Raw genomic sequence first — 25,411 nt, forward strand, 5'->3', positions numbered from 1 at the left:
ATCGGTTCCGTTTCAACGAGCCTCGACGTTCCCGCTGCGCCGCCACACCCCCTTGAGCAGGTTGGCGCCCATCGCCGGCAGCCCGGGTCGGATGAACAGCCAGTCGCGGATCGCCGGCCCCCGCTGCGCACCCGTGCCCTGCTTGTAGCCGCTGTCACCCGCACCCCAGTCCACGCTCGCCACGCCATCGCCGATCGCCCGAACCAGGTTGCGATAGTAGAGCAGCTTGCCCGGCGACTGCCTGGCAAAGGCGGGATCATAGCTATTGGCGATCACATATTTGAGCGCCCCGGCATGGAGGTCGAACGAAAACGCCGCGGGCGCGGCATCGACATGCAGCATCGCCGCCGACAGCATCTGCGCGATCACCGGATCGCGCACCGCCGCGCGCCAGAAGGCCCCGTGCCCATCGCGGATGAACTTGGCGCCCGACCCGTCGGTGCGCGTCGCAATCCAGCTCTTGCGTTCCACCTCCGCCAGATCGGCGAACGCCGCCTCGCTCCATCCCTCGCCCGACACCACGTCCCAGCGCACCGCACCCAGGCTGCCAAGCTGCTTCTCATGGTATCGGTTGCTGCGTAGCGTCGAACTTCGTGGCCAAGGCCCCTGCGCCTTCACCGCTGCGAGGTCCAACACGAAGCTGTCCCCCAGGAACCGGTCGAGCACCGCCCATCCGCGCGCCCGCGCCGCCGCCTTGAGCAATTCCAGCGCCGGATCGCCATCATAGACCGGCCCCAGCCGCAGCCCCCTGGCATGGCTGGCCAGTCCGTCCAGCAGAGCGCCGGCTTCCTCGACGCCAGCATCCACTCGCATCGGAAAACTGCGAAAGGGCCAGTAACATCCCGGCACGGCCATCAGGCCCAGCCGGCGCGGCCCCGCTGCCACCAGCGGCAGCGTCGCCACCCGCTCGCCTTCCCGCGTGACGATCAGCGTCCGCGCCTGGCCGCCATACGCCTCCAGCGCGGCGGCGAACCAGCCATGCCGCAGGAACTGGTGGCTCGGCGCAGCGCCCGCCGCCACCTGGTCGATCTCGAGCGCCAGGCCGTCGACACACTCCAGCCCCAGCGCCGGGGTCAGGCGCGTGAAACTGGCGGACGGCATCGGCTTGGTCATGCCGGCACCATAGCCACGGCGGGTTACCAACAGGTTTGACGCGAGGCGTTCGCCGCCGCCATAACCTGCCCGCATGGAAAGCCCGTATCTCTCGACCGTCGCCGCCACGATCCAAACCGCGATCGCGCCGGTGTTTCTGCTGGCCGGGCTCGGCGCCATCCTGAACGTCATGGTCGGGCGGCTCGCCCGCATCGTCGACCGCGCACGCAAGCTCGAGCAGCTTCACCCCAGCTCGACCGGGCCCGAGCATGAGCGCCACGTCATGGAGCTGCGGCTGATCAACCGGCGCATTTCGGTGATCAACACGGCGATCTTCCTGTGCGTGTCCAGCGCGCTGGCGACCTGCTTCGTGGTGGCCATGATGTTCGTGTCGCGGCTGTTCGCGCTGCACGTCGGCGCGGTCATCGCCGCGGCATTCGTGGTTTCGATGGTGCTGCTGATGGCGTGCCTGATCTATTTCCTAATCGAAGTACGCATGTCGCTGGGCGCGATCCATGTGCGTGAGGAATTGCTCGAACTGGACGCCAAGTGACCCCCCCTGCCGAAAAGCGGCTGTTGCAGGCCGTAATGGTGCTCACCCTGCCGCTGCCCTTCAGTGCTGCGCTGGCCGGCGTGATCGGCGGACCGAGCTTCCTCGGGCACCCGCCCGCGATCCCCGCCGATCTCGACAGCCACTTCCGCTATGTCTCGGGGCTGTTCCTGGCCATGCTGCTGCTCTTCGCCAGCTGCATCCCGAATGTGGAGCACAAGGGCGGCCGGACGCGGATGCTCGGCGCCATGGTGATCCTCGGCGGTACCGCACGGCTTTGGTCGCTGGCGAGCGTCGGCTTGCCCTCGCCCGGGCACATCGCGGGGCTCGGGATCGAGCTGGTCGAAATGCCGCTGCTCCTGCTCTGGCAGGCACGGCTCGCCCGACGGCTGAGCGCCTCCGCCTAGTTGCCGCGCGGCCCCAGATCGGCCGGCACGCTGGGCCGGTAGGTCGGCACCACCCGAGCATGGCTGGCCTGCTCATAGGCATAGCCGGCGTTCAGCAGCATCTGCTCGGAATACGCCGTTCCGATGAACGAAAGTCCCGCCGGCAGGCCACCGACCAGCCCCATCGGCACCGTCAGGTGGGGATAACCGGACACCGCCGGCAGTTCGCTGGCCGAAGGTCCGGTGAACTGGTCGCCATGGGCCGGATCGCTGAGCCACGGCGTCCCATAGGTGGGCGTCACCAGCAGCTGCACGTTACCGGCCTTCAGCATCGCATCGATCCCCTCGACGCTCGCCTGCCGCTGCGACTTTGCGCGGGCCGCCAGGTATTCGGGATCGGCCAACCCCTTGGTGCCCTCCGCGCGCACAAAGCCTTCCTGGCCAAAGAACGGCATCTCGGCCGCTGCATTGGCGGTGTTGAAGGCCATCACCTCCGCCAGCGTCCGGGTCTTCACCGACGCCGGCGTGGTAGCGAGATAGGCGTTAAGATCGGCCTTGAGCTCGGTATAAAGCACCAGCGATTCCGCTTCCCCCAGCCCTTTCAACTCGGGCAGCTTCACGTCGACCAGCACCGCCCCGGCAAGCCGTAGCTGTTCCAGCGCCGCATCGAACTTCGCGCCCAGGTCGGCGGCCATTTGCGGGCGCCACACGCCCACCCGCATCCCCCGCAGCACCGTGTCGGACAGGCCGGCGGCATAGTCGCGGCGGTACCGCCCCGCATCCTTGGTCGCAGCGTCTTCGGCATCGCTGCCCACCATCGCGGAAAACAGGATCGCGGCGTCCTTGACCGTGCGCGCCATCGGCCCGGGCGTATCCTGGCTATGGCTGATGGGCACGACGCGGGTACGGCTGACCAGCCCCAGCGTGGGCTTCAGGCCCACCAGCCCGTTCATTGCCGAAGGGCACACCACCGAACCATCGGTCTCGGTGCCCACCGCCACCGGCGCCAGGCTGGCGGCAACCGCCGCGCCAGAGCCGCTGGAGGAACCGCAGGAGGTGCGGTCGAGCGCATAGGGGTTCCGGACCAGACCACCGACGGCGCTCCAACCGCTCATGGAGTTGGTGGAGCGGATATTGGCCCATTCGCTCAAATTGGTCTTGCCCAGGATCACCGCCCCTTGTGCCCGCAGCTGCGCGACCAGCGGCGCATCGCGGCGCGTCCAATTGTCCTTCAGCGCCAGGCTGCCCGCAGTGGTGGGAAGCTCACGGGTTTCGATATTGTCCTTGATGAGCACGGGCACGCCGTCGAGCGGCCCCTTGAGCTTGCCGGCCTTGCGCCGGGCGTCGCTGGCGCGGGCTTGTTCCAGCGCATTCGGACTGATGGCGATCACCGACCGCAGCGTGGGGCCGCGCTGGTCCAGCATCTTGATGCGCTGGATATACAGCTCGGTGATCTCGGCACTGGAGTGTGCCGTAGAGGCCATCATCGCCTGCAATTCGTCGATCGACTTTTCTTCGAACGTGGCAAGCGAAGGCGGAAGGTCCTGTGCGATGGCAGGTGTGGTGATGGCGAGTGCCGTTGCCAGTGCCCAGGTACCGTGTCGCATAGCTTCCCCCTAAAGCGCTGAAGCTACAGGGTGATTTGCGATTGGCAAGAGGGCCTCTAGCGGACCGGCGCCCCTTCCCATCCGCCGCCGAACGCGCGGTAGAGGTCGACCAGCGCAGTGAGGCGGTCCAGCCTCGCCTGGATCAGCGTCAGGTCCGCCGAGAGGAGCCCGCGCTGCGCATCCAGCTGCTCGATGTACGAGGCGTAGCCGGCGCGATAGCGGTTGCTGGCATGGACCAGCGCCTCGGCCAGCGCGGCGCGCTGGGCTCGGACCTCGGCTTCTACCCGGGCCTGGCGATCCACCGCCGCCAAGCCGTCCTCGACTTCGCGGAACGCCGTCAGCACATTGGTGCGGTACTGGATCGCGGCCTGGTCACGCTGCGAGGCGGCGGTCTCCACCCCCGCGCGCAGGCGCCCACTATCGAAGATCGGCGCAAGGATGCTGCCGCCCAGCGAGAATAGCGAGATCGGGTCGGCAAGAACGGAGGACAGCGCCACGCCCGCGGTTCCGGTCAGGTTGATGCGGGGCAGGAACTGGGCGCGCGCCGATTCCAGCCGCGCATCGCTGGCCGCAATACGCGCTTCCGCCGCGAAGATGTCGGGACGGCGGCGGAGCAGATCGGAGGGCAGTCCCCCCGGCACCGCTGGCAGCACCAGTTCGGCAAGGGTCCGTCCGCGCGGGATCGCCGCAGGCGCGACGCCAAGCAGCACGCTCAGCGCGTTCTCCGATCGGCGGATAGCGAGTTCGGTCTGCGGCACGACCTGCGCGGTGGCGCGATATTCGGCTTCGGCCTGGTTGAGCTCCAGGCGCGAGGTGTAGCCGGTCTCCGCACGCCGCCGGGCAACGCGAAGCGCTTCGCTGCGTGCAGCAAGTGTGTCGCGGGCGACCTGCAAACGGGAGTCCAGCGCGCGCAGCGTCAGGTAGCTGGAGGCTGTGGTGGAGGCGATCGTCAGGGCGGCGGCGTCGCGTGCGGCTTGCGCAGCGACCGTGCCCAGCCGGGTGGCCTCGCGCGCAGGCCGGTTGCGGCCGAACAGGTCGAGCTCATAGGCGACGCTCAGCGTCGGCGAGGCCTGAGTCTGCTCGATCGGCGAACCGAGCGCGCCGACCGAGCGAGACTGCGCCGCCGATGCCCCGGCGCTGACGTCGGGCGACAGCACGGCACGGGCGAGCCGTTCCTGCGCGCGCGCCTCCTCGATCCGCGCGGCTGCGAGGGCGATGTCGGGATTGTTGGCAAGCGCACGGGCGACCAGGTCGCTCAGCACCGGATCGCCAAACGCGTTCCACCAGCCTGGCTGAACGGCGACACCCGTTCCCCCGGTCTCGCGCCAGCCCTGCGGCACCTGCGGCCCGGGGGGCGGCGCAGTGCGCGGTCCGGGCCCTGCGCAGCTTGCCAGCAGTAAGGCAAGGATCAGCGCGCGCTTCACTGAAGCCCCTCCACCCGCGCGCGCACCGACATGCCCGGGCGCAGGCGATCGGCCAGCGGCTGGTTGGGATCGATACGGATGCGCACCGCGATGCGCTGCGGGACCTTCACGAAATTACCGGTGGCATTGTCCGGGCGGATCACCGCGAACTCCGAGCCTGCAGCGGGCGCAAGCTGTTCGACACGGCCGGTCAGCCGGGCGCCGTCCAACGCATCGACGGTGAAGCTGGCGCGCTGCCCTGGGCGCATCTTGCCGGTCTGCGCTTCCTTGAAGTTGGCCGTGACCCACAACATGCGCGGCACCACCGCCATCAACTGCGTGCCCGCGGTGACATATTGCCCGCGCCGCACGCCGACCTCGCCCAGCTGCCCGTCGACGGGCGCGCGGATCACCGTGTTGGCAAGATCGATCTGGGCAAGGCGCAGCGCGGCCTGCGCGCCCTGCACCCCGGCCTCGAGCCCGCCGCGCCCGACCTGTACCGTGCGCACTTCCTGCTGCGCAATGGTGCGCGCGGCCAGCGCCTGATTGACGGCAGCCTGCGCCTGGCGAAGCGAGGCCAGCGTCTGGTCGCGCTCGCGCAGCGACACCGATCCGTCGCGGACCAGGTCGTTGACCCGCGCCATGTCGGCCTGTGCCCGCAGCAACTGCGCCCGGGCATTCTGCACCGTGGCTTCCTGCGATCCGACGCCAGCCGCGCGCGAGGCGGCGGCCTGGGTGGAATTGGCGAGCTGCGCGCGCTGGTTGGCGACGCTCGCCAGCGCCTGGTCGACACGCTGGCGATAGATGCGGTCGTCGATCCGCGCGAGCACCGCCCCTGCCCGCACCTGGGCGAAATCCTGTACCGGCACGTCGACGACATAGCCGCTGACCTGCGGGCTGATGATCGTCACCTGACCGCGGACATAGGCATTCTCGGTCGACTGCTCGTCGGTGGCGAACGGCCCTGCCCGCAGCGCCATCAGGATCGCGATCGCCGCCGCGAGCAGGATCACGCCCGCAATGATCAGCGAGCCGGCGCCCGGGCGTGGCGGATGCCAGCGGCGCGCGGCGGGCGCAGGCGGCGGATCGCCGCCCTCTGTCGTGGCGGCAGTCGCCTGGTCCACCGGTTCTGCTTCCGTGGAGGGCGGCGCCCGTTCAGCCATCAATTCGCTCCTGCCTGTGCAGCGGCCTTGGCGAGGTTTTCCCGCCGCACCCGCATGATATGTGCCGAGGCCCAGATGATGGTCCCCGCCGCGATCGCCGCGATCAGCAGGAAAACATCGTTATAGGCCAGGATGTTCGCTTCACGACTTGCTTGTTGCGCCAATATTGCCGCGCCTTCCGCCTGCCGCAGCGCCGGGTCCACCAGCACGCGGCCATAGGCCCCGGCATTCTGCTGAAGCCGCTGGACGATCTGGGGGTCGGCGGCGACCAGGTTCGCGGCGATGTCCGCGCTGTGCACGCGCTCACGCACCACCTGAAAGGTGCCGAGCATCGCGGAGCCGAACAGGCTGCCGATGCTCTGGGTGATGCTGAACAGCGCGAAGAAGCTGACGAAGTGCGTAGGGCCGTGGGCCAGGGCGCGGGTGAGCCCGACCATCATCGCCGGGCCGATGAACAGCGCGGCGGCGAACCCCAACAGCGCCTGGCTGACATACATGTCGTGCGGCCGGGTGAGATTGGTCGAGTTCGAATCGAGCAAGGCCCCGACGCAGATCAGCGCCAGGGAAATCAGAATCGGCCGCCCAAGGAAGGTCGGATCGATCGTCCAGGCGCTGACAATCGCGCCCGCCACCGTGCCCAGCAGGATCACGAGGTAGAGCGTGCGGATCTGCTCCGGCCCCATGCCCACCACCGTGAGCAGGCCGGAAGCGCCGAGGCTTTGTTCGGACAGTACCACCCGCACCAGGATCGACACGAGCGCGAAGCGGAGGATGTCGCCGCTCGCCAGCCAGCGCGTGTTGAGCAGCGGGTTGCGGCGGTTGTGCTCGATGAAGAAGGCGATCGGCAGCAGGATCGCCGCGCCGATCAGCGCCGGCGCGATCCACGGCGCCTCGAACCACCACAAGGTGCGCCCCATGCCCAGCACCGCGACCAGCAGCGCCATGCCACCTGCAAAGAAGGGAAAGGTGACGAAGTCCATCTTCTCGAACGACTTGATCCGCTGCACCGGCGGCAGCGCCAGCAACCGCACCGCCGCCAGGCAGGCGAGCGCCAGGCCCAGTTCGAACAGGTACATGGTCTCCCAGCGTTCGGCATCGAACGCTTCGCTGGGGAACAGCCGGGCAAGCGGGATCGCCGTCTGCGGCAGGGTGATGGCGAAGACGATGCCCTTCAGCCGGTGCGCCGGGGTCGGCACCTGGATCATGTAGAGGAAGCCGACGGTGCTGCACGCCGCCGCGGCGACTCCGCTGATCGCCCGCACCGCGACCGCGGTCGCGAAGTTATGGGTGATGAGGTGCGCGGCGGTGACGGCCACGAACAGGATCAGGAATATCTGCGTGAACAGGCGGATGCCATATTGCTGGCGGAACTTGATCAGCACCAGGTTCGCCGAGATGTTGGTCATGACGTAGACCGTAGGCAGCCACTGTATCTCTGCCTGGTAGAGCCCCAGCGACCCTTGAAGCGTCGTCAGATTGGCAGCGACGATCGCGTTGCCGAGCGAGCCGGCCATCAGCACCAGAATCGCCACCACCGCATAGGCCACGCGCCGCCCGGGCGGGTGCCAGGGCGTGGGCGGCGAGCCGGGAATGGGGGAGCGCTCGTGCGGCGCGGGTTGCCATTCCTCCTGCTGCCCCGCCGGTGCCGTCGCTGTCGCCATGGGCGCATAAAGCGGGAGCGCCTGCTTCGATCCAGTGCCTGATGCAGATTAGCGGTTGCACGGGGTGCATTTGATGAGTGTTTCAATCCTCCCCGGCACGGGGAGGGGGACCATGCGCCAGCATGGTGGAGGGGGCCCTCCACCAGCGACACGATCTGGGGCAGCCCCTCCACCACCGCCTGACGGCGGCGGTCCCCCTCCCCGTGCCGGGAAGGTTCTGGAGGGTCCAGCCGCCCACTTCCTCCACGCCATTATTTTTTCGGTTCCGCCTGTGTTCTCTTGCCTTTCGCAAAGCCAAGGATTGACCATGCGTCGCGGCCGGTGCGGGCGCCGTACCCGTCGCGTGCCCGAACCTTTCCGCCGATTTAACGCTTGTGCCCCGCGGCGCTTTGGCACAATTTGTAGTGGTTGCACCAAGGAGCAGCATCTAGCGCTGGTGAGGCGCCGACTGCATGCCCATATGCAGGAACGGCGTCGCCAAGGGCTGGCCTGAGAGCGATGGACTTGTTTTGTTCTCACGCCTAGGCTGCAGATCGCGCCCCTTGAGTCGCACCTGGCTGCCCGGATCGGCGGGCCGGGAAACGCGTGATGGAGGGGCTAAGTCTATGGAATTCAGGGACACGAAAACCAGCGTGAACGAAACCGTCGCCGAAGCCGCCACCGCCGCCCCCAAGGCGGCGCCCAAGGAGCGGGACAGCCGCGCCATCAACCCCAGCCTGTACGCGGTTGAGGTCGACCATTCGCGCGACGCGCTGCTGACGGAATTTGGCAAGGAAACGCTGAAGGACCGCTACCTGCTGCCCGGCGAGAATTTCCAGGACCTGTTCGTGCGGGTGGCCTCGGCCTATGCCGACGATGCCGCGCACGCCCAGCGGCTCTACGACTATATTTCCAAGCTGTGGTTCATGCCCGCTACGCCGGTGCTGTCGAACGGCGGCACGGGCCGCGGCCTGCCGATCAGCTGCTTCCTCAATTCGGTGCCCGACAGCCTGAACGGCATCGTCGACACCTGGAACGAGAATGTTTGGCTCGCCTCGCGCGGCGGCGGCATCGGCACCTATTGGGGCAATGTCCGCGGCATCGGCGAGCCGGTGGGCCTCAATGGCAAGACCAGCGGCATCATTCCGTTCGTCCGCGTCATGGATTCGCTCACCCTGGCGATCAGCCAGGGCTCGCTGCGCCGCGGCTCGGCGGCCTGCTATCTCGACGTCAGCCATCCCGAAATCGAGGAGTTCCTCGAGATCCGCAAACCCTCGGGCGACTTCAACCGCAAGGCGCTCAATCTGCACCATGGCGTGCTGATCCCCGACGCCTTCATGGAAGCGGTGCGCGACGGCGCCGAATGGGAGCTGAAGAGCCCCAAGGACGGCAGCGTCCGGTCCAAGGTCGACGCGCGCGCGCTGTTCCAGAAGCTGGTCGAAACCCGCCTGGCCACCGGCGAGCCCTACATCGTCTTCGCCGACCATGTGAACTCGACCATGCCCAAGCATCACCGCGATCTGGGGCTCAAGGTCTCGACGTCGAACCTGTGCAGCGAGATCACCCTGCCCACGGGCAAGGATCACCTGGGCAACGATCGCACCGCGGTGTGCTGCCTGTCCTCGCTGAACCTGGAAACCTGGGACCAGTGGAAGGACGAGAAGGGCTTTGTCGAGGACGTGATGCGCTTCCTCGACAACGTGCTCCAGGACTATATCGATCGTGCCGAGCCGGGCATGGAAAAGGCCGCCTATTCCGCCGCGCGCGAGCGCTCGGTGGGTCTGGGCGTGATGGGCTTCCACTCCTTCCTCCAGGCGCGCGGCATCCCGTTCGAGGGCGCGATGGCGAAGTCGTGGAACCTGCGCATGTTCAAGCAGATCAAGGGCCAGGTCGACGAAGCCTCGATGCAGCTCGCGGTCGAGCGCGGCCCCTGCCCCGACGCTGCCGACATGGGCGTGATGGAGCGCTTCTCCTGCAAGATGGCGATCGCGCCGACGGCGTCGATCTCAATCATCTGCGGCGGCACCAGCGCGTGCATCGAGCCGATCCCGGCCAACATCTACACCCACAAGACGCTGTCGGGCTCGTTCGTAGTGCGCAATCCGTATCTGGAAAAGCTGCTCATCGAAAAGAGCAAGAATTCCGAAGCGGTGTGGCACTCGATCCTGGAAATGGGCGGATCGGTGCAGCATCTCGACTTCCTCGCGCAGGAGGAAAAGGACTGCTACAAGACCAGCTTCGAGATCGACCAGCGCTGGCTGCTCGAACTCGCCGCGGACCGCACGCCCTATATCGACCAGTCGCAGTCGCTCAACCTGTTCATCCCGGCGGATGTGGAGAAGTGGGACCTGCTGATGCTGCACTTCCGCGCCTGGGAACTGGGCATCAAGTCGCTCTATTATCTGCGCTCCAAGTCGGTGCAGCGCGCGGGCTTTGCCGGCGGCGTGGAAGCCGACAACACGATCGAAAAGCCCCAGTTCAACTTGGGCGAGAGCACCGACTATGACGAGTGCCTGGCCTGCCAGTAAGGCTAGGCTGAGCCGCCGCTGATCCCGCAGGCGTGCCGAAAGGCGCCGCCTGCGGGGGGCGGTTCTCGATCGTGCAGACGGACTGGGCCGAACCGGCAGCTTAACCGAAAGGAAAGGCGCGCCGGTCAGGCTGTCAAAATGTCACTTTACGATGAGAATGCCGACGTCCTGCGGGCGATGGCGGCAGCCGGCGACAAGCTCGGCCAACCGCGGCCGATGGATTTCAATCATCTCTTCCCAACACGCGATGGCGCAATCGCTTTCGCGCGGCGAACCGATGCGGAAGGGCTCACGCCGGTAGTACGGCCCTATGACAAACCGGGCTTTCCGTTCGACGTGACGGTCACAACACAGGCCGTGATACCAACGTGCGCGTTCATCACGGCAACCGAACAGCGCCTCGCCGCGATTGCGGCTGAGTACGGAGGGCTTCCCGACGGCTGGGGCTGCATGGAACCATGAGGGCCCGCGTACCGCACGATTGCACGTTGCAGCCTGCGATCCACCCGTGATCACGACCCTGGATTGGGACGCTGATCGATTGGATCATGCGGAGCTGTCGTTCGTCGACAATATCCGTCGGCACGGTTGGCTTCGCACCGCCGCCTTGGCCGAGCCGGAGAAGCCTGGCTTCTCCTATACCACTGGCTTTGCCGTAAACACGGGACAACCCGAACTCATGATTTTCAGCACCGCCGATGCGGTTGCGCATGAGATGTTCTGGGTCCTGTTCAGACGCGCGAAGGCCGGGCAGCCCCTGCCGCTCGGCAGGCGAACAGATGCGTTCTTCTCCAACCTGCCTGCGTATGCGTTCCCCGTCGCACCACGGCATTACGCCGATTACCTGGGCTGGAGCCGATGGTTCTACCGCGGCGACTCCTTCGGCTGCCTACAGATCGTGTGGCCGGATCGTGCGGGTATATTCCCGTGGGAAGCAGGCTTCGATCAGCATTTCGCGGCCGACCAGGTGGATCTGACCGAGCGGGGCTGGACTGCCGAGATCAGGGACTAGTCCCCTCTCCCCACCCAGGTCCTGGACGAGCTCAATCGCCCCGGCAGAGATGAAGCGCTTGAGCGCGCTTCGCTACGGCCCCGCGCCACCTGTTCGCCTTTAAGCTCCCCGATGCTCGATCATGCAGCGCTGCCCAGCAGCCGGCGCCTTCAGCCCCAGCCGCTGCTATGAACGGCGGATGCGCGAATCGTGCACCCGGCGGTCCCGGTGTTACGCATGCGCCAGACAGCACGATGGGGCCCCGCTGACGCTGTCAGCAGACCCACCTTAACCCACCGCTTTTGCTAGTGTCTCTTGGTCGGGGCGACAGGATTCGAACCTGCGACCCCCACACCCCCAGTGTGATGCGCTACCAGGCTGCGCTACGCCCCGACCGAGGGAGCGCCCTCTATGCCGCTTCGCCGCGCGATGCAAGCGTCCGTGACAATAGTTGCACGCAACCAGCACGCATGTTAGCGCCCGCGGCTTCAAAGGGGCGGTCTTCGCCCCCCATTTTTGGCATCCGGAAACCATGTTCGCCACTCCAGCATATGCACAGGCCGCAGGCGCGGCAGCCCAGGGCGGCGGGACCGCAGGCGCGATCGTGTCGCTCCTGCCGCTCGTCCTGATCTTTGTCGTCTTCTACTTCCTGATGATCCGTCCGCAGCAAAAGCGGATGAAGTCGCTTCAGGACTCGATCCAAGCCGTGAAGAAGGGCGACACCGTCGTCACCGGCGGCGGGCTGATCGGCAAGGTCACCCGCGTCGAGGAAGGCGAAGTCGAAGTCGAGCTCGCCCCGGGCATGAAGGTGCGCTCGCTCAAGGGCAGCATCGCCGAAGTCCGCCCGCTGGGCGGCAAGCCCGCGAACGACTGATGCTGGATTTCCCGCGCTGGAAAGTGCTGACCATCTCCGCCTTCCTGGCGGTCATGGTCCTCCTCGCCGTGCCGAGCTTCGTGCCCAAGAATGTGCGCGAAACCTGGCCCTCGTGGATTCCCAAGCCAGCGATCAACCTGGGTCTCGACCTCGCCGGCGGCAGCTATCTGCTGCTGGAAGCCGAGACTAAGGACGTGGCCCAGTCCCGTCTCGAACAGATGCGCGAGCAGGTCCGCAGCGAAATGCGCCGCGATCCGCGTATCGAGATCGGCGACATCTCGGTTCAGGGCGGGAAGCTCAGCTTCATGGTCCGCGACTCGTCCAAGGTCGACGCCGCGCGTGAAAAGCTGCTGCCGCTGACCAGCGGCGTGGGAACGACTGGCCAGCGCGACTGGGACATCGCCGTCATCGACTCGTCGCGCTTCGTGCTCACCCCCACCACGGCGGGCGTGAACCAGGCAATCGAAACCGCGATGAACGACGCACGCGAAGTCGTCGATCGCCGCATCAACGCGCTCGGCACGCTGGAGCCGACCGTGGTGCGCGAAGGCGGCAACCGCATCGTCGTCCAGGTCCCGGGTCTCCAGGATCCGACCGCACTCAAGAACCTGCTCGGCAAGACGGCCAAGCTCGCCTTCCACCTGGTCGACACCACTGCCAATCCGGCAGACTTGGCCCGCGGCGTCGCGCCGGCGGGCTCGATCGTCCTCCCCTATGCCGAAGGCGGCGGCCCCATCGCCGTGCAGCGCACCGCGATGATCACCGGCGACATGCTGGTCGATGCCAGCCAGTCCTTCGACCCGCAGAGCGGCGCCCCGGGCGTTACGCTGCAGCTCGACGGCGCCGGCTCGCGCCGCTTCGCCAAGGTGACGCAGGAAAACAGCGGCAAGCCTTTCGCCATCGTCGTCGACAATGTCGTCATTTCCGCCCCGCGCATCAACGAACCGATCCTGGGCGGCAGCGCCGTCATCAACGGCGGCTTCACCGTGGAGAGCGCCAACCAGCTCGCCATTTCGCTGCGCTCGGGCAAGCTGCCCGTCGACCTGAAGGTCGTGCAGGAGTCGACCGTCAGCCCTGAACTGGGTGCCGACTCGATCCGCGCCGGCATCACCGCATCGATCATCGCGATCGTCGCGGTCATCGCCTTCATGGTGCTGACCTATGGCCGCTTCGGCATCTACGCGACCTTCGCGGTCACGCTGAACGTCCTGATGATCCTGGCGGTCATGGGCATGCTCAACGCCACGCTGACGCTGCCGGGCATTGCCGGCTTCGTGCTGACCATCGGTACCGCGGTCGACGCCAACGTGCTGATCAACGAGCGTATCCGCGAGGAACGCCGCCGCGGCCGCAGCATCATGCAGTCGGTGGAACTGGGCTACAAGGAAGCCAGCCGCACGATCTTCGAAGCGAACGTGACGCACGCCATTGCCGGCGTGATCATGCTGATCCTGGGTTCCGGCCCGGTTCGCGGCTTCGCGGTGGTGCTGCTGATTGGTATCGCCAGCTCGGTGTTCACCGCCGTGGTCTTTACCCGCATGCTCGTCACGCTTTGGCTGCGCCGTAACCGGCCGACCGAAATCAACATTTAAGGACGCATCCCATGCGGCTCCTCAAGATCATCCCGGACAACACGAACATCCAGTTCGTGCGCATCCGCCACATCGCCTTCGCGATCACGCTGCTGCTCACCATCGCCGCAGTGGCGATCGTGGGCATCCGCGGCCTCAACATGGGCGTCGACTTTGTCGGCGGCGTATCGATCGAGGAAAAGTTCGCCACGCCGCCCCAGCTCGACGAGGTCCGCTCCACGGTGAACGGCCTGGGCCTGGGCGAAGCGACGCTCCAGCAGCTGGGCGGCAAGAACACGGTCACCATCCGCATGCCGCTGCCGGCTTCTAACGCTCCGGACGCGGTCGACCAGATGGTGGAGCGGGTGAAGACCGAGCTGGCGGCCAAGTTCCCCGGCGCGACCTTCTCCAACTACTCCACCGTGTCGGGCAAGGTGTCGGACGAGCTGATCCGCAACGGCGTGCTCGCCGTGCTGCTTGCCATCATCGGCATCGCGATCTTCTCGTGGCTGCGCTACGAATGGCAGTTCGGCGTGTCGACGGCCGTGGCCATCATCCACGACGTGCTGATGACGCTGGGCTTCTTCGCGCTCACCTGGATGGTGTTCGACTTGAACATCGTCGCGGCGGTGCTGACGATCATCGGCTATTCGATCAACGACAAGATGGTGATCGACGATCGTATTCGTGAGAATATGCGCAAGTACCGCAAGATGGGCATGGCCGAATTGATCGATCTGTCGGTCAACGAGACCCTGCCGCGCACGGTGATGACCTCGCTCACCATCCTGCTCGCGCTCGCCTCGCTGCTGATCTTCGGCGGCCATGTGTTGCGCAGCTTCACCGCGGCGATGATGCTGGGTGTGGTCGTCGGTACCTATTCTTCGATTTACGTGTCCTCGTCTCTGCTCATCACGCTGGGCCTCAAGCCCGGCCCGCGCGACGAGAAGCCGGGCGTCGCCTCCAACGCCGAACGCGTCGGACCGCGCGAAGGATGAAAATGGAACGCCGCAGCGCCGATGGGCCGGTGATCTCCGGCTTCTCGGGGCGCGGTTTCCGCGTCGACGAGAATGTATACGAAGGCCTCGCCATCACGCCCCAGCGCGCCGATGGCTGGGCGCCCCCGCCCATCGCCGAGTTGACCGAGGCGGACCTCGCCCCGGCCCTGGCGCTCGACCCCCAGCCCGAGTTCATCCTGCTCGGCACCGGCGATCGTCTGGTCCGCCCGCCCGTCGCCCTCACCAAGGCGCTTGCCGCCCGCGGCATCGGCATCGAGATCATGGACAGCCGCGCCGCCGCCCGTGCCTGGGGCGTACTGCGCGCCGAACTGCGCTGGGTCGCCGGAGCACTCTACCCACTGGGCTAAGGCTTTGGCACACTCCTCCAATCGCGATTCGCGTTTTCGGGGGAATTCCATGACCAAGCTGCTGGCCGCTGCGGCCCTTCTTTCCACGACCGCGCCTGCCGCGCTGGCGCAAAACGCGCCCAAGCCGCCGGTCGCCGCCACCAAGCCGTACCAGGTCAAGGCGCCGTTCGGCGCCACCCGCAACGACGAATATTACTGGCTGCGCGACGACACGCGGAAGAACCCGGAGATGCTGGCGTATCTCAATGCCGAGAACGCCTATGCCGACGCGATGCTGGCGGCGCAGAAGCCGATCGCTGAAAAGCTGTACGGAGAGATTGTCGGCCGCATCAAGCAGGACGACAGCTCGGTCCCCTATCTGCGCCGCGGATACTACTACTACACCCGCTTCGCCACCGGTGCCGACTATCCGGTGATCGCCCGCCGCAAGGGCAGCATGACCGGGCCCGAAGAGGTGCTGCTCGACCAGCCGGCCATGGCCAAGGGGCACAGCTTCTTCTCGACCGCGGGCACGCGGGTCAGCCCCAACAACCAGTTGCTCGCCTTTGGCGAGGATGTGGTCGGCCGCCGCCAATATGTGCTGAAGATCAAGGATCTCGCCACCGGTAAGATGCTTTCCGACAGCATCCCGAACGTGGAGCCCGGCTTCGCCTGGGGCGCCGACAACAAGACGATCCTCTATGTCGAGAAGGACCCGACCACCCTGCTCGGCAAGCGGGTGAAGGCACACGTGCTCGGCACCCCCGCCTCAGCCGACAAGCTGCTCTATGAGGAGAAGGACGAGACCTTCTACATGGGGATAGGCACGACCTCGTCCGACCGCTTCGTCTGCATTTACCTGCACAGCACTGCGAGCGACGAACAGCGTTGTGCGCCCACCACCAACCCCGCCGCGTTTCAGGTGATTGCCCCGCGTGAGCGCGAGTTCCTCTACCAGGCCGACCATCTCGGCGACCGCTGGATCATCCGCACCAACTGGCAGGCGCCGAACTATCGGCTGATGACGGTGAACGAAGCGCATGCCAGCCATGGCCGCGCGATGTGGCAGGACCTGGTCCCCACCAGCGACATCGTGTTCATCGAGAATTTCCAGCCCTTCAACAACTTCCTGGCGATCGAGGAACGCGCCGGCGGCAACAAGCGCGTCCGCGTGCTTCAGCCCGGCGGGAAGAGCGAGGCGGTGGCCAGCGACGAGCCGGCCTTTGCGATGACGCTGGGCACCAACGAGGAGCCGGACAGCGACTGGCTGCGCTACACCTATGACTCGCTGGTGACGCCGAACACGACGTACGAAGTGAACTACAAGACCGGCGAGCGCCGCGTGCTCAAGGTTCAGCCGGTGCCGGGCTATGACGCATCGAAATACGTCACCGAGCGAGTGTGGGCGACCGCGCGCGACGGCACGAAGATCCCGGTCAGCCTGGTGCACGCCAAAGGCTTCAAGAAGGACGGCACCGCCGCGCTCTTCCAGTACGCCTATGGCAGCTATGGCTATTCGTCCGACCCTGCCTTTCAGTCCGCGCTGCCCAGCATGCTCGACCGCGGCATGGTCTATGCCATCGCGCATATCCGCGGCGGCCAGGAAATGGGCCGCGCCTGGTTCGACCAGGGCAAGATGCTCAACAAGAAGAACAGCTTCACCGATTTTGTCGACGTGACGCGGCATCTTGTCGCCAACGGCTATGCCGCCAAGGATCGCGTCGGCGCGATGGGCGGCAGCGCCGGCGGGCTGCTGATGGGCGGCGTCGCGAACATCGCGCCCAAGGACTACAAGGTGCTGGTCGCGCAGGTGCCGTTTGTCGACGTGGTAACCACCATGCTCGACACCTCGATCCCGCTGACCACCGGCGAGTTCGACGAATGGGGCAACCCGGCTCAGAAGCAGTACTACGACTACATGCTGAGCTACTCGCCCTACGACAATGTCGCGGCGCAGGCTTATCCGGCGATGTACGTCTCGACCGGGCTATGGGACAGCCAGGTGCAATATTATGAGCCCACCAAATGGGTCGCTCGCCTGCGCGCGAAGAAGACCGACAGCAATCCGCTGGTCTATCGCATCAACATGGAAGCCGGGCATGGCGGCAAGTCGGGCCGGTTCGAACGCTATCGCCAGCAGGCGGAATGGACCGCCTTTGTGCTGGATCAGTTGGAGGTGAAGTAAGCCACTCCTCCCCGGCACGGGGAGGGGGACCGCCAGCGAAAGCTGGTGGTGGAGGGGGCTTTCCGCGAGCGGTTCGCCAGTGGCGGTCCCCTTCCACCAGCCTTCGGCCGGCCCCCCTCCCCATTCCGGGAAGGATTAAACTACCGCCGCTCGTAGGGGACGAACTCGCCCAGCCGGCAATAAGGACCCGGGATCGACGTCCCCGGCTCCAGCACGCGGAAACGGTCGTTGCGGCACAGCTGTCCGCCCTGCACTTCGGTGATCATGGTATTGTACGGGCGCAGCCGCGGACAGGCGGCTGGCAGCGTGTTGCGGTACACGCGCCCGCCCTCGCGATAGAGGATGGTGGTCTCGTCGATGATCATCGGCCGCGTGGTGGTGCTGTTGCCGATGCAGTTCACCGGCGCGCCGGCAACGCGCCCTTCCAGTTCCTTGGTCAGCGCCGCGTTCGACTCGGCCTGCTGCGACGCGCGCATCTCCGTATTCGTCGTACAGCCGGCCAGTGCCAGCGCACCCATGATCCACATCGTCCGCATGGCACCTCTCCTGTGTTTATCGGTTGCGGGTATAGGGCGTGAACGCACCCAGCGAGCAGCTGCCGGTCAGCGAGCCGCCGGTGCGCACGCGTGTGTGAACCAGATCGCCTTCGCAATAGGAGTCGCCGACCAGGCTCTGCGAGACGACGATGTCGCCGCGCCGCAGGCCGCGGTCACAGCCTTCGCCGACCACGTCGTTGCGCCACACGCGATCCCGGCCGCCGACATAGAGGATGACCTTGGCAGCGGTGCGAAGCTCGGTGACGCGGTCGCGGCGCAGGCAGCGCTGCGGCGCGCCAGACGTCAGCCCGGCCAGCGTCCTCTCCACCCGCGCGGTCGCCCCGTCCGGAGCCCGGGTCTGGGTTTCGGCACTGGTGGCGCCCAGCGAAAGCAACAGCATGGCGGGAACGGCAAGGCGGATCATGCGAACCTCTTTCTTCAGTCCTCGCATGCTACAACCCTTCAGCCGCGAAATGCATCCTTGGCCGCGCGCCGTTCGGCGAAGATTTCCGCGCTTGGCGCGCGCAGAAACGGATTGGTCGCCAGTTCGAGCGCAATGGTGGTGGGCACCGTCGCCTCGCCTGCGGCACGCAGAGCGTCGACTTCCACCATCCGCTCGACGATCGCCTGGTTGTCCGGCTCCGCCACACGCGCATAGCGGCCGTTCGACTGGGTATATTCGTGCGCGCAATAGACCAGCGTCTCGGGCGGCAGCTGCTTGAGCCGAGCCATGTTGCCGAACATCTGCTCGGCAGTACCCTCGAACAGCCGCCCGCTGCCCATCGCGAACAGCGTGTCGCCGGTGAATATCACCCCATCCTCGGCGAAGTGAAAGGCGATGTGCCCGGCGGTATGCCCGGGCACTTCCAGCACCGCCGCAGCATGGTCGCCCAGCCGCACCGTGTCGCCCTCCCCGACCAGACGGTCGGCAGTGGGGATCTTTGCGGCCTCGGCGGCGGGCGCGATCACCGGCGCGCCGGCGGCCGCCTTGACCTCGGCATTGCCGCCGGTGTGATCGGGGTGCCAGTGCGTGTTCCAGATCGCCGAGATCGTCCAGCCGCGCCGCTGCGCTTCCGCCAGCACCGGCGCGGCCTCGCCCGGGTCCACCACCATCGTCTCGCCCGAGACGCTGTCATGGACCAGCCACACATAATTGTCGCTGAGTACGGGAATGCGGACGATTTCGAGCATCGCGCTTACCAGGTGCCGGTGTTCGGCATCGACGCCCAGGGCTCGGCAGGCGGCAGCGCGGGGCCATCCTGGAGCAGTTCGATCGAGATCCCGTCGGGCGTCTTCACGAACGCCATGTTGCCGTCGCGCGGCGGGCGGTTGATCGTCACGCCGCCGTCCTGCAGCCGCTGGCAGGTCTCGTAAATGTCGTCGACATAATAGGCCAAGTGCCCGAAATTGCGCCCGCCGGTGTACACCTCCGGTGCGCTGCCATCCTCGGCCGGCCAGTTATAGGTCAGCTCCACCTCGGCCTTGGCCCGCTCGCCCGGCCCGTTCATGTCTGCCTCGGTCGCGAGGAAGATCAGCGTGAAGCGACCCGCCTGATTCTCCATCCGCCGCACTTCCTGGAGGCCGAGCAGATTGAAGAAGGCGATCGTCGCGTCGGGATCGGTGACGCGGATCATGGTGTGGAGATAGCGCATGGAGGCTCCGTGATTAGGTTCGCAGCCGGAGATAGGGGCGAACCAACGCCAAGCAACCCAGAACCTCCCCGGCACGGGGAGGGGGAGCGCCACAAGCGACACCACCCGCGGCCAACACCCCTCCACCAGCTTCGCTGGTCCCCCTCCCCCTCCGGGGGAGGATCTAGTTAGCGTTAAACTGCTCCAGCGCTTTGCGCGCCGCCGCCGCCACGGGCCCATCCTGCCCCAATTCGGCCGCCCGGCCCCACGCCGCCCGCGCACCTGCCTCGTCGCGCTCGGCTGCGGCGACATTACCTGCCTCCAGCTGCACCGATGCGTCGTTCCCCGCCCGCTTCAGCGCCTCGCTGATGTCACGGCGCGCGCGCGGCAGGTCGCCCTGCCGCCGCGCCAGCGTTGCGGACAACAGCCACGCGAGCGGGTCCTCCTTGGCATCGACCAGTGCCTTGTCGATGTCGTCGCGCGCACCCTCCAGGTTGTTCGCCGCCACCAGCGCCCGGGCACGATCGAGATGCGCCTCGCCCAGTGCCAGCCCGGTCAGCCCGCCGCCGGCCAGCGCCGCGTCGATCGCCTGCCGCGCCTTCGCTGCATCCCCGGCGGCCAGCCATGCGTTGCCCGATTGCGCCCAGTAATTCGCCGCCCGCGCGTCCTTGGCTGCCATCGCCTCGCGCGCAGCTTCCTCGAACGCCGCTGCCGCTGCGCTCCACTTCTCCTGATTGGCATAGGCCACGCCCAGGCACTGCCGCGCCAGCATGCCGCCGCCATCGACGCGCCAGCGCGAGGCGTTCAGCACCCCGGCGGCCGGATCGCTGCTCGCCAGGTCCATGCACGCCGAATAGCGCGGCGGCTCGGCAGCGGCCTGAAGGCTCAGGAGGAGGGAGAGGAACATAGCGCAAGCACATCCTGAACCGCGTGGAGGATCAGCGCGATGTCACCCTCGCGCGAAAGCCGATGATCGCCATCCTTGACCAGCACCGTATGCACGGCGTCTGAACGGATCAGCGCCGCAAGTGCCGGCGCCCGCTCCCACGGCACTTCGGCATCGCGCTGTCCCTGGAGCAGCCGCACCGGCCCGTCGAACGCGATGGGGCCGATCATCACGCGATTGGCCTCCCCGGAAGCCCAGAAGCCGCGCGTCGTCACCGTCGGCTTGTCGGAATAGAGCGAAGGCTCTTCCAGTCGCCCGTCCTGGAGCATGCGCATCTTCTGCGCTTCGGTGAAGCCCCAGTCGGTGAAGTCCGGCGCCGCGGCGATGCCGACCATGGCCTTGACCATCTCCGCACGCGCCTTGGCAACCAGCAGCATCACCCAGCCGCCCATCGAAGAGCCGACCAGCACCACCGGCCCCTGCACCACCTGGTCGATCACCCGCAGCGCATCGTCGCGCCAGTCGGCGAGCGTCTGGTCCTCGAACGCGCCCTCGCTTTCGCCGCACCCGGCATAGTCGAAGCGCAGAAAGGCGCGCCCTTCCCGCCGCGCCCATTCCTCTAGCGCCAGCGCCTTGGTGCCGTTCATGTCCGACGCATAGCCGCACAGGAACACCACCGTCGGCCCGGCGCCGGGGGTGTGATGATAAGCGAGCGCTGGACGCCCAGGGATTTGCAGCATGTCGGTCATGGCGCGCAGTGTAGCCGCGCAGGCCGCAGCCTCCCACCCTTCTTCGTCATCCCGGCCTTGAACCGGGGTGACAGAAGGAAGATGCACCTCTGGGAGCGGCGACTTCTCTACCGCACCGCCTCGAACGTGTTGCACTGCGCCGGATCGCCCGTCTCCAGCCCACGCCGCAGCCACTCCATGCGCTGCGCCGAGCTGCCATGGGTGAACGTTTCCGGCACCACCTGGCCCTGCCCCTGCCGCTGCAAGGTATCGTCGCCGATCGCATTTGCGGCCGTCATGCCTTCCTCGATATCGCCCGGCTCCATCCGGCTGCGGTTGCGCGCCGCCCAGACGCCAGCGAAGCAATCCGCCTGAAGCTCAAGCTGCACCGACAGGCGGTTGCCCTCGGCCTTGGATGCCCGCGCCTGCGCCCGCGATACTTCGGTCGAGGTGCCCAGCAGGTTCTGGACATGGTGACCGACTTCGTGCGCGATGACATAGGCCTGGGCGAAGTCGCCCTTGGCGCCGAAGCGCTGCGCCAGTTCGTCGAAGAAGCTCGTGTCGAGATACACGCCCTGGTCCGCGGGGCAGTAGAACGGCCCCACTGCCGACGACGCTGCGCCGCAGCCCGACTGGACGCCGCGCGTGTAGAAGTTGATGGTCGCGGGCTGGTAGCGCTGGCCCGAACTGCGGAAGATGGTGTCCCAGGTTTGCTCGGTGCTGGTCATCACCTGGCACGAGAAGCGCCGCTCGGCGGTGTTGCACACGGCCGCGCCCGATCCGCCGCCGCGGCTGCTGCTCTGCTGGGTTGCAGGGGCGCCACCGCCGCCGCTCAGCAAGCCGCCGCCGCCGCTCATCGCCAGATAGATCAGGCCGACGACCACGATCAGCCCGATGCTGCCACAACCCATGCCGCGCCCGAGCAGCAGCGGCAGGAATCCCAGCAGCCCGAAACCGCCGCCTCCGCCGCCGCCCGACCCCAGATCACGGGCATGTTCGGTCGGATCCAGATCGTCGAGCCGCATCGGCATTCCCTCTCGTTGGCTGTTCGCAACAATGCCCCAACCAGCGAAGCGTTGCACGGGGGCGGCGGATGGGCCTAGACCTGTGGCTTCACCGAACGCGGGGTCGCATGTTCCTTCAAGGCAAGTCCGCCATCGTCACCGGCTCCACCTCGGGCATCGGCTTGGCCTATGCCCGGGCGCTGGCTGCGCAAGGCGCCAATGTCCTGATCAACGGCTTTGGTGACGCCGACGCCATCGAACAGGCGCGCACCGAGTTGGAAGCGGCCAGCGGCACCCGCGCGCTGTACGATCCCGCCGACATGACGCAGCCCGATCAGATTGCGGCAATGGTCGCACGCGCGGAGGCGGAATTCGGCAGCGTCGACATCGCGATCTCCAACGCCGGCATCCAGCATGTCGCCCCGGTGGACGAGTTTCCGGTGGAAAAGTGGGACGCGATCATCGCGATCAACTTGTCCTCGACCTTCCACCTCATGCGCGCGGCACTGCCCGGCATGAAGCGCCGCGGCTGGGGCCGTATCCTCACCACCGCCAGCGCGCACAGCCTTGTCGCCAGCCCCAACAAGGCCGCCTATGTCGCCGCCAAGCACGGCATCGCCGGCCTGACCAAGACGGTCGCGCTGGAAGTCGCGCAGCACGGCATCACCGTGAACTGCATTTCGCCCGGCTATGTCTGGACGCCCCTGGTCGAGAACCAGATCCCCGACACGATGCAGGCCCGCGGCCTCACGCGCGAGCAGGTGATGAACGACGTCCTTCTCGCCGCGCAGCCGACCAAGCAGTTCGTGCTGCCGGAACAAGTCGCCGCCCTCGCGCTATTCCTCTGCAGGGACGAAGCCGCCGCGATCACCGGCGCCAATTATTCGATGGACGGCGGCTGGACGGCGGCATGAAGGAACACAGAGTGGCTGGCGCGATCAAATGGATGTTGCCCGCGGCGGCCATCGGCATCGGCCTCACCGGCTGCAGCGTGTATCGTGAGGCAACCTCGACGCGCCTGCCGACCGGCGCGGCGTGGCAGACCATTGCGACTCCGGCCGACCGTGACCGCCTGCGCCACTGGCGCCGCGCCTGGAGCGTCGCGCTGCCCAAGGCGCGCGCCGCCGACCGCAGGGCGATCGCCGCTGAACCTTTGCTGTTCGATCCCGACCGGGCGCTGCCCGGCGCGCTCCCGCCCGCAGGCAAATATCGCTGCCGCACCTTCAAGCTCGGCGGCCAGGGCACGGCGATGCGCGACTTCACCGCCTATCCCTGGTTCGAATGCCGCATCGGCGACGAAGGCGAAGTGAAGAGCCTGCATAAGGCCACCGGCTCGCAACGTCCCACCGGCCTGCTCTTCACCGATACCGACGCACGCGCCGTGTTCCTCGGCACACTGGTGCTCGGCGACGAGAGTTCCCCGCTACGCTACGGCGTCGACGCCACCCGCGACATCATCGGCTATGTCGAACGCATCGGCGACAAGCGCTGGCGGCTGGTACTGCCCTATCCCCGCTTTGAGTCCACGCTGGACGTCGTGGAGCTGGTCCCGGCCGGCTAAGCGTCCGTTCGACCCACCCGTTCTTCTCCTCGTCACCCCGGGCTCGACCCGGGGTCCCGCTTCTCCTCGAGGCAGCGGGACAGAAGAAGCGGATCCCGGGTCGAGCCCGGGATGACGGAGGGACGGCGGCTGTCCCGGGCGATCAGAGCACCCCACAGCCCTACGGCGTCGACGTGATCGGCTACATGAACCGCATCGGCGAGCGCCGATGGCGCCTGGCCCTGCCCTACCGCGCTTCAAGCCCATGCTCGACGTGACGGAGCTGGTTCCCGCCCCATGATCCTCCCCCGGAGGGGGAGGATTGCTCGCCATTTGACTCCCCTCACCGCCCCCGCAACACTCCCGGCAACAACCCGGGGGACCCTCATGCTGCGCTACCTTCTCGCCGCCACTGCCACGCTCGCCGCGCCGGCGGCCGCCGACCCGGTCCACGACGCGACGCAGAAGGCGATGCCCGAGTTGATGACCTTCTACCGCGACTTCCACGCCAACCCCGAACTCAGCCTCCACGAAGTGAAATCCGCCGCCAAGCTCGCCGCCGAAGCGCGCAAGGCAGGCTTCGAAGTGACCGAGAAGGTCGGCGGCACCGGCGTCGTCGCCGTGCTCAGGAACGGTCCCGGCCCCGTGCTGCTGATCCGCGCCGACATGGACGGGCTGCCGGTCACCGAGGACACCGGCCTGCCCTTCGCGTCCAAGGTTCGCGCCACCACCGAAGAGGGCCAGGAAACCGGCGTCATGCACGCCTGCGGCCACGACACGCACATGGCGAGCTGGATCGGCACGCTGCGCAACCTGTCCGCCATGAAGGCGCAGTGGAAGGGCACGGTGGTGATGGTCGCCCAGCCCGCCGAGGAGCGCGGCATGGGTGCGCGGATGATGCTGGACGACGGGCTCTACACCCGCTTCCCCAAGCCGCAATTCGCCATCGCCTTTCACGACAGCGCCAGCCAGCCCGCCGGCCAGATCGGCATCACGCCGGGCTATGCGCTCGCCAATGTCGACTCGGTCGACATTCTGGTGAAGGGCGTCGGCGGCCATGGCGCCTATCCCCAGACCACCAAGGACCCCGTCGTCCTCGCCGCCCGCATTGTCGGCGCGCTGCAAACCCTGGTCAGCCGCGAAATCGATCCGCAGCAGTCCGCCGTGGTCACCGTCGGCTCGATCCATGGCGGGTCGAAGCACAACATCATCGGCAGCGAAGTGGCGATGCAGCTCACCGTACGCTCTTTCACACCCGAGGTCCGCAAGCAGCTGCTCGACGGCATCGCCCGCATCGCCAAGGGGGAGGCGATCGCGGCGGGCATGCCCGAGGACCGCATGCCGGTGGTGACCGTGAAGGATGAATTCACCCCCTCCACCTTCAACACCCAGCCGCTCTCGAACCGCCTGACCCAGCTTTTCACCACGCGCTTCGGCAAGGATCGCGTCGCGACCACGCCCGCGGTGATGGGCGGCGAGGATTTCAGCCGCTACTGGTTGGCCGACCAATCGATCCAGAGCACCATCTTCTGGGTCGGGGGCGTGCCGACGGCGAAATGGGAAGCGGCGCAGGCCAGCAAGGCGCCGCTCCCCTCGCTGCACAGCGCCTTCTGGGCCCCCGATGCCGAGGCGGTGGTGGGCACCGCGACCGAGGCGATGACCGCCGCGGCGCTGGACATTCTCAAGCGCTGAACCCGGCCGGAATCGTCATTTCACAGCAACAAAGCGTAACGGTTGGCACAAACCGAGCT

Annotated in this window: 25 protein-coding genes and 1 tRNA gene; 13 read left to right on the forward strand and 13 right to left on the reverse strand. The window is 67.0% G+C overall.

The annotated features are described in order from the left end of the window. Window positions 1-12: 12 nt before the first annotated feature. Window positions 13-1,188, reverse strand: coding sequence for a GNAT family N-acetyltransferase (locus tag LQ953_RS02840; protein WP_231029089.1), 1,176 nt, complete (start codon window positions 1,186-1,188; stop codon window positions 13-15). On the opposite strand from LQ953_RS02840, the gene LQ953_RS02845 reads away from it, so the two are divergent. Together LQ953_RS02845 and LQ953_RS02850 are read left to right on the forward strand one after the other, a co-directional pair. After that, the gene (locus tag LQ953_RS02845) at window positions 1,187-1,645 is read left to right on the forward strand and encodes a DUF2721 domain-containing protein (RefSeq protein WP_231029091.1); all 459 of its coding nucleotides are present in this window, start codon (window positions 1,187-1,189) and stop codon (window positions 1,643-1,645) included. The genes LQ953_RS02840 and LQ953_RS02845 overlap by 2 nt on opposite strands. After that, window positions 1,642-2,049, forward strand: a complete 408-nt coding sequence (locus LQ953_RS02850; RefSeq protein WP_231029092.1) for a DUF4345 domain-containing protein — start codon at window positions 1,642-1,644, stop codon at window positions 2,047-2,049. The genes LQ953_RS02845 and LQ953_RS02850 overlap by 4 nt, the downstream gene beginning before the upstream one ends. Here LQ953_RS02850 and LQ953_RS02855 read toward each other — a convergent pair. The 4 genes from LQ953_RS02855 to LQ953_RS02870 are packed head-to-tail and all read right to left on the reverse strand — an operon-like array spanning window position 2,046 to window position 7,862. Next, window positions 2,046-3,635, reverse strand: coding sequence for an amidase (locus tag LQ953_RS02855; RefSeq protein ID WP_231029093.1), 1,590 nt, complete (start codon window positions 3,633-3,635; stop codon window positions 2,046-2,048). The two genes, LQ953_RS02850 and LQ953_RS02855, sit on opposite strands and share 4 nt — an antisense overlap. 56 nt (window positions 3,636-3,691) lie before the next feature. After that, window positions 3,692-5,059: an efflux transporter outer membrane subunit gene (locus LQ953_RS02860; protein ID WP_231029094.1), complete on the reverse strand. Its 1,368-nt coding sequence runs from the start codon at window positions 5,057-5,059 to the stop codon at window positions 3,692-3,694. Then, window positions 5,056-6,201 carry an HlyD family secretion protein gene (locus LQ953_RS02865; protein WP_231029095.1) on the reverse strand — a complete coding sequence of 382 codons (1,146 nt, stop codon included), beginning with the start codon at window positions 6,199-6,201 and terminating at the stop codon, window positions 5,056-5,058. The genes LQ953_RS02860 and LQ953_RS02865 overlap by 4 nt, the downstream gene beginning before the upstream one ends. Continuing rightward, complete coding sequence (locus LQ953_RS02870) at window positions 6,201-7,862, reverse strand: MFS transporter (RefSeq protein ID WP_231029096.1); 1,662 nt, start codon at window positions 7,860-7,862, stop codon at window positions 6,201-6,203. The genes LQ953_RS02865 and LQ953_RS02870 overlap by 1 nt, the downstream gene beginning before the upstream one ends. Before the next feature lie 605 nt (window positions 7,863-8,467). Here LQ953_RS02870 and LQ953_RS02875 point away from each other — a divergent pair. The 3 genes from LQ953_RS02875 (at window position 8,468) to LQ953_RS02885 (ending at window position 11,381) form a co-directional block, all read left to right on the forward strand. Further along, complete coding sequence (locus LQ953_RS02875; protein ID WP_231029098.1) at window positions 8,468-10,369, forward strand: ribonucleoside-diphosphate reductase subunit alpha; 1,902 nt, start codon at window positions 8,468-8,470, stop codon at window positions 10,367-10,369. 138 nt (window positions 10,370-10,507) lie between these two features. Then, window positions 10,508-10,831: a ribonuclease E inhibitor RraB gene (locus LQ953_RS02880; RefSeq protein WP_231029100.1), complete on the forward strand. Its 324-nt coding sequence runs from the start codon at window positions 10,508-10,510 to the stop codon at window positions 10,829-10,831. A gap of 46 nt (window positions 10,832-10,877) precedes the next feature. Then, a complete protein-coding gene (locus LQ953_RS02885) occupies window positions 10,878-11,381 on the forward strand; it encodes a DUF4262 domain-containing protein (RefSeq protein WP_231029102.1) in 504 nt (167 codons plus the stop codon). Window positions 11,382-11,676: 295 nt separating this feature from the next. Here the strand turns inward: LQ953_RS02885 and LQ953_RS02890 are convergent. Continuing rightward, window positions 11,677-11,753: transfer RNA gene (locus tag LQ953_RS02890), tRNA-Pro, on the reverse strand. A 139-nt stretch (window positions 11,754-11,892) separates the two neighbouring features. Between LQ953_RS02890 and yajC the strand changes: the two genes are divergently transcribed. Genes yajC through LQ953_RS02915 form a run of 5 tightly spaced genes read left to right on the forward strand, consistent with a single transcriptional unit; the run spans window position 11,893 to window position 17,335 of the window. Beyond that, window positions 11,893-12,234 (forward strand): preprotein translocase subunit YajC, encoded by a 342-nt coding sequence (gene yajC, locus LQ953_RS02895; protein ID WP_231029104.1) that lies wholly within the window; start codon window positions 11,893-11,895, stop codon window positions 12,232-12,234. After that, window positions 12,234-13,826: a protein translocase subunit SecD gene (gene secD / locus LQ953_RS02900; protein WP_231029106.1), complete on the forward strand. Its 1,593-nt coding sequence runs from the start codon at window positions 12,234-12,236 to the stop codon at window positions 13,824-13,826. Before yajC ends, secD begins: the two co-directional genes overlap by 1 nt. An 11-nt stretch (window positions 13,827-13,837) precedes the next feature. Beyond that, window positions 13,838-14,803, forward strand: a complete 966-nt coding sequence (gene secF / locus LQ953_RS02905; RefSeq protein ID WP_231029109.1) for a protein translocase subunit SecF — start codon at window positions 13,838-13,840, stop codon at window positions 14,801-14,803. Further along, window positions 14,800-15,171: an Mth938-like domain-containing protein gene (locus LQ953_RS02910; protein WP_231029125.1), complete on the forward strand. Its 372-nt coding sequence runs from the start codon at window positions 14,800-14,802 to the stop codon at window positions 15,169-15,171. The genes secF and LQ953_RS02910 overlap by 4 nt, the downstream gene beginning before the upstream one ends. A 49-nt stretch (window positions 15,172-15,220) precedes the next feature. Beyond that, window positions 15,221-17,335 carry a S9 family peptidase gene (locus LQ953_RS02915; protein WP_231029129.1) on the forward strand — a complete coding sequence of 705 codons (2,115 nt, stop codon included), beginning with the start codon at window positions 15,221-15,223 and terminating at the stop codon, window positions 17,333-17,335. Between the two features lie 140 nt (window positions 17,336-17,475). Here the strand turns inward: LQ953_RS02915 and LQ953_RS02920 are convergent, their stop codons facing one another. From LQ953_RS02920 to ypfJ, 7 genes are all read right to left on the reverse strand, one after another. Next, complete coding sequence (locus LQ953_RS02920; protein WP_231029132.1) at window positions 17,476-17,871, reverse strand: hypothetical protein; 396 nt, start codon at window positions 17,869-17,871, stop codon at window positions 17,476-17,478. 16 nt (window positions 17,872-17,887) lie between these two features. After that, the gene (locus LQ953_RS02925) at window positions 17,888-18,295 is read right to left on the reverse strand and encodes a hypothetical protein (protein WP_231029133.1); all 408 of its coding nucleotides are present in this window, start codon (window positions 18,293-18,295) and stop codon (window positions 17,888-17,890) included. A 38-nt stretch (window positions 18,296-18,333) separates the two neighbouring features. After that, complete coding sequence (gloB, locus tag LQ953_RS02930; protein WP_231029138.1) at window positions 18,334-19,062, reverse strand: hydroxyacylglutathione hydrolase; 729 nt, start codon at window positions 19,060-19,062, stop codon at window positions 18,334-18,336. 5 nt (window positions 19,063-19,067) lie between these two features. Further along, complete coding sequence (locus LQ953_RS02935; RefSeq protein WP_231029140.1) at window positions 19,068-19,523, reverse strand: VOC family protein; 456 nt, start codon at window positions 19,521-19,523, stop codon at window positions 19,068-19,070. A gap of 163 nt (window positions 19,524-19,686) precedes the next feature. After that, complete coding sequence (locus LQ953_RS02940; protein WP_231029142.1) at window positions 19,687-20,409, reverse strand: tetratricopeptide repeat protein; 723 nt, start codon at window positions 20,407-20,409, stop codon at window positions 19,687-19,689. After that, window positions 20,388-21,137: an alpha/beta hydrolase gene (locus tag LQ953_RS02945; RefSeq protein ID WP_231029144.1), complete on the reverse strand. Its 750-nt coding sequence runs from the start codon at window positions 21,135-21,137 to the stop codon at window positions 20,388-20,390. The genes LQ953_RS02940 and LQ953_RS02945 overlap by 22 nt, the downstream gene beginning before the upstream one ends. Window positions 21,138-21,244: 107 nt before the next feature. Then, window positions 21,245-22,141, reverse strand: coding sequence for a KPN_02809 family neutral zinc metallopeptidase (gene ypfJ, locus LQ953_RS02950; RefSeq protein ID WP_231029236.1), 897 nt, complete (start codon window positions 22,139-22,141; stop codon window positions 21,245-21,247). A gap of 107 nt (window positions 22,142-22,248) precedes the next feature. Here ypfJ and LQ953_RS02955 point away from each other — a divergent pair, with 107 nt between their 5' ends. From LQ953_RS02955 to LQ953_RS02965, 3 genes are all read left to right on the forward strand, one after another. After that, the gene (locus tag LQ953_RS02955) at window positions 22,249-23,034 is read left to right on the forward strand and encodes a 3-hydroxybutyrate dehydrogenase (RefSeq protein WP_231029146.1); all 786 of its coding nucleotides are present in this window, start codon (window positions 22,249-22,251) and stop codon (window positions 23,032-23,034) included. Next, entirely contained in the window at window positions 23,031-23,681 is a 651-nt protein-coding gene (locus LQ953_RS02960; RefSeq protein ID WP_231029147.1) for a DUF4893 domain-containing protein, read from the forward strand. Before LQ953_RS02955 ends, LQ953_RS02960 begins: the two co-directional genes overlap by 4 nt. A 366-nt stretch (window positions 23,682-24,047) precedes the next feature. Beyond that, window positions 24,048-25,352 (forward strand): amidohydrolase, encoded by a 1,305-nt coding sequence (locus LQ953_RS02965; protein WP_231029148.1) that lies wholly within the window; start codon window positions 24,048-24,050, stop codon window positions 25,350-25,352. Window positions 25,353-25,411 lie beyond the last annotated feature (59 nt).

Origin of the sequence: Sphingomonas sp. IC-56 (assembly GCF_021043375.1) — a bacterium.
GTDB lineage: Bacteria > Pseudomonadota > Alphaproteobacteria > Sphingomonadales > Sphingomonadaceae > Sphingomonas.